The 2533-nt window shown below is 63.4% G+C and carries 3 protein-coding genes; all 3 read right to left on the reverse strand.

The features are described 5' to 3' along the window. Positions 1 to 22: 22 nt before the first annotated feature. The 3 genes from tnpC to NKI59_RS34805 all read right to left on the reverse strand — a co-directional run bounded on the left by tnpC (position 23) and on the right by NKI59_RS34805 (position 2422). On the reverse strand, positions 23 to 1627 hold the full coding sequence (gene tnpC, locus NKI59_RS34795) for an IS66 family transposase (RefSeq protein WP_352709044.1): 1605 nt from the start codon (positions 1625 to 1627) through the stop codon (positions 23 to 25). Between the two features lie 73 nt (positions 1628 to 1700). Continuing rightward, complete coding sequence (gene tnpB, locus NKI59_RS34800; RefSeq protein ID WP_352642448.1) at positions 1701 to 2045, reverse strand: IS66 family insertion sequence element accessory protein TnpB; 345 nt, start codon at positions 2043 to 2045, stop codon at positions 1701 to 1703. After that, a complete protein-coding gene (locus NKI59_RS34805) occupies positions 2042 to 2422 on the reverse strand; it encodes a transposase (RefSeq protein ID WP_245274633.1) in 381 nt (126 codons plus the stop codon). Before NKI59_RS34805 ends, tnpB begins: the two co-directional genes overlap by 4 nt. Between the last annotated feature and the right edge of the window lie 111 nt (positions 2423 to 2533).

Genomic DNA, 2533 nt, shown 5'->3' on the forward strand with positions numbered 1-2533 from the left:
GTAAGCGGGCAGCTGAGGCCGTTCAGCGCTGGTAATTCCATGGCATGAGGGCGTCGATATTGCTGTTTGGCCAGCCATTGGCAATGCGCTCGAGGGTCAGGGTGAGCCAGGCGTGCGGATCGACCTGATTCATCTTGGCGGTGGTCAGCAGGGTGGCGATGGTGGCCCATGTCCGTCCGCCGCCGTCGCTGCCCGCGAAGAGGCTGTTCTTTCGGGTAATTGTCTGCGGCCGGATGGCGCGCTCGACGGTGTTGGAGTCGATTTCGATCCGGCCGTCAGTGAGGAAGCGCTCCAGCGCGGCACGCCGGCCGAGTGCATAGCGGATCGCCTCGGCCGGTTTCGATTTTCCCGACAGCTTGGGCAGCTCCTTTTCCCACAGCGCAAAGAGAGCGGCAACGATGACGGCGGATTTCTCCTGACGCGCAGTTATCCGTACTGCCGGGTCCTGGCCGCGTACGGCCTCCTCGGCGGCCCACAGTGGGGCCATCTGCGCCACCGTCTGCGAGGCGATAACGGAGGAGCCTGCGGCATGCAGTTCGTAGAACTTGCGCCGCACGTGCGACCAGCACGCCGCCAGCATCACGCCGTCATTGCCCCGATCGGATCGGGCCAGCCGGTTATAGGCGGCGTATCCGTCGACTTGCAGGATGCCGCGATAGCCGTCCAGATGACGGGCGACACATTCGCCGGCGCGGCTGTCCTCGAAGCGGTAGGCGACGATGGGCGGTCCACTGCCGCCAAAGGGCCGATCATCGCGGACATAGGTCCAGAGGTAGGCCGTCTTGGCCTTGCCAGATCCCGGCGCCAGCGTTGGCAGCGTGGTCTCATCGGCGAAGACCCGCTCCCCCTGCTTGATGCGAGCCAGTGCGTAATCGGCGAGCGGCTCGAGCTCGAAGCCGAGCTTGCCCATCCACTGCGCCATCTGTGACCGGTCGATCTCGACCTGATCGCGGGCATAGATCGCTTCCTGGCGGTAGAGCGGCAGGCCATCGGCGTATTTCGACACCGCGATCTGCGCCAGCAGCGCTTCGGTCGGAATGCCGCTTTCGATGATGCGGGCGGGCGCGGCTGCCTGGATGACGCCGTCCCAACCCTTGTAGGCATATTTGGGGCGACGCGTAACGATCACCCGGAACTTCGCCGGGGTGACATCGAGCCGTTCGGAGACGTCCTCGCCGATCAGGATCTTTTCCAGCGCTTCGCAGCCAGCAGGCGTTTCGGGCTCGATGACCACCTCGACCCGTTCGAGATGGGCCGCAAAGCCTTTGCGAGGGCGCGGGGCGCGCTTCGCTTTCGAGCCGCCCGCAGACTTCTCCATCTGCGCTTGGATGGCCGCCACGCCGGTTTCGATCTCGTCGAAGACCAGAGCATACTGCTCCTCGCTCAGCGCACCGGCCCGCAACCTTTCGGAGCGGCTGCCGAAGCGCGACCGCTCCAGCATCTTCACCACCGCCGTCAGTCGTGCGATCCGCTCCTCAGCGCTCTTGTTGACCAACTCGAGATGCGTATTGTGGGCTTCGAGATCGGCATTACGCTCTTCCAGACCGGCGGCTTTTTCGGCCATGGCAACAACCATCGCCTTGAGCGCGTCAACGTCGTCCGGGAGCGCGAGATCGGGTGCCGACATGGCCAAAATCAGAGCATATTCGCGGGCAATTTTCCCGCGTTTTCAGGCCCCTGATTCATCATGCCGCAGGGTTTTACCCAACCGATTGCGGCCGCCTGACGGTCTCCGTTCGAACCCGTTTCCAGTCCATTCCGTCAACCAGAGCCATGAGCTGAGCATGATTGAGCTGGACCCGGTGGTGGCCGATCCGCGGCCAGCAGAACTTCGCCTCATCCAGCCGCTTGGCATAAAGACACACGCCGCTGCCGTCCCACCAGACGATCTTGATCCTGTCCGCTCTTTTGGCGCGGAATACATAAAGTGCGCCGTTGAATGGATCCGAGCCGGCATCGCGCACCAGTGCCAAAAGGCCGTCGGGACCTTTTCTAAAATCGACGGGATGACTGGCGAGCAACACCTTCACGCCAGCCGGGATCATGCCTGGCGAACCGCCCGGATAATCCGCACCAGCTGCTCCTCATTGATATCGGCACCGGCGCGAATGACCACGCCACCCAGCTCGATCTCCACCGACGCAGACGCTGTCGGCGTGACCTCGACAAAGCCGAGCCGCTCCGCATCCCTGTGTGGCGTGACCGCACCGCTCTTGATCGCCTTGCTCCGCCAGCCGAACAGCTGGGCCGGCGCCATCCCCGCCTGTCTGGCAATGGCCGATACATTCGCGCCCGGCTTCAGTGTCGCCTCGATCAGCCGCGACTTCGCTTCCGCCGACCAGCGCCGGCGCGGACGCTGCGGGCTTGCCTCCAGTCGGTTGGCAACCGCTTCAAGAACATGGAAACTTCTATCATCAGGCATAGGCGCAGACATAGAAATTGACACTGCAAGCTCCTCGGCTCCTTGCTTCAGTGTCAGTATGTCTCGCTCATCACCTCAAGCCGCGCCAGATGGGGTCAGCTTGGCGCTTAC

It is taken from the genome of Mesorhizobium sp. M0598 (assembly GCF_040320865.1).
Taxonomy (GTDB): domain Bacteria; phylum Pseudomonadota; class Alphaproteobacteria; order Rhizobiales; family Rhizobiaceae; genus Mesorhizobium.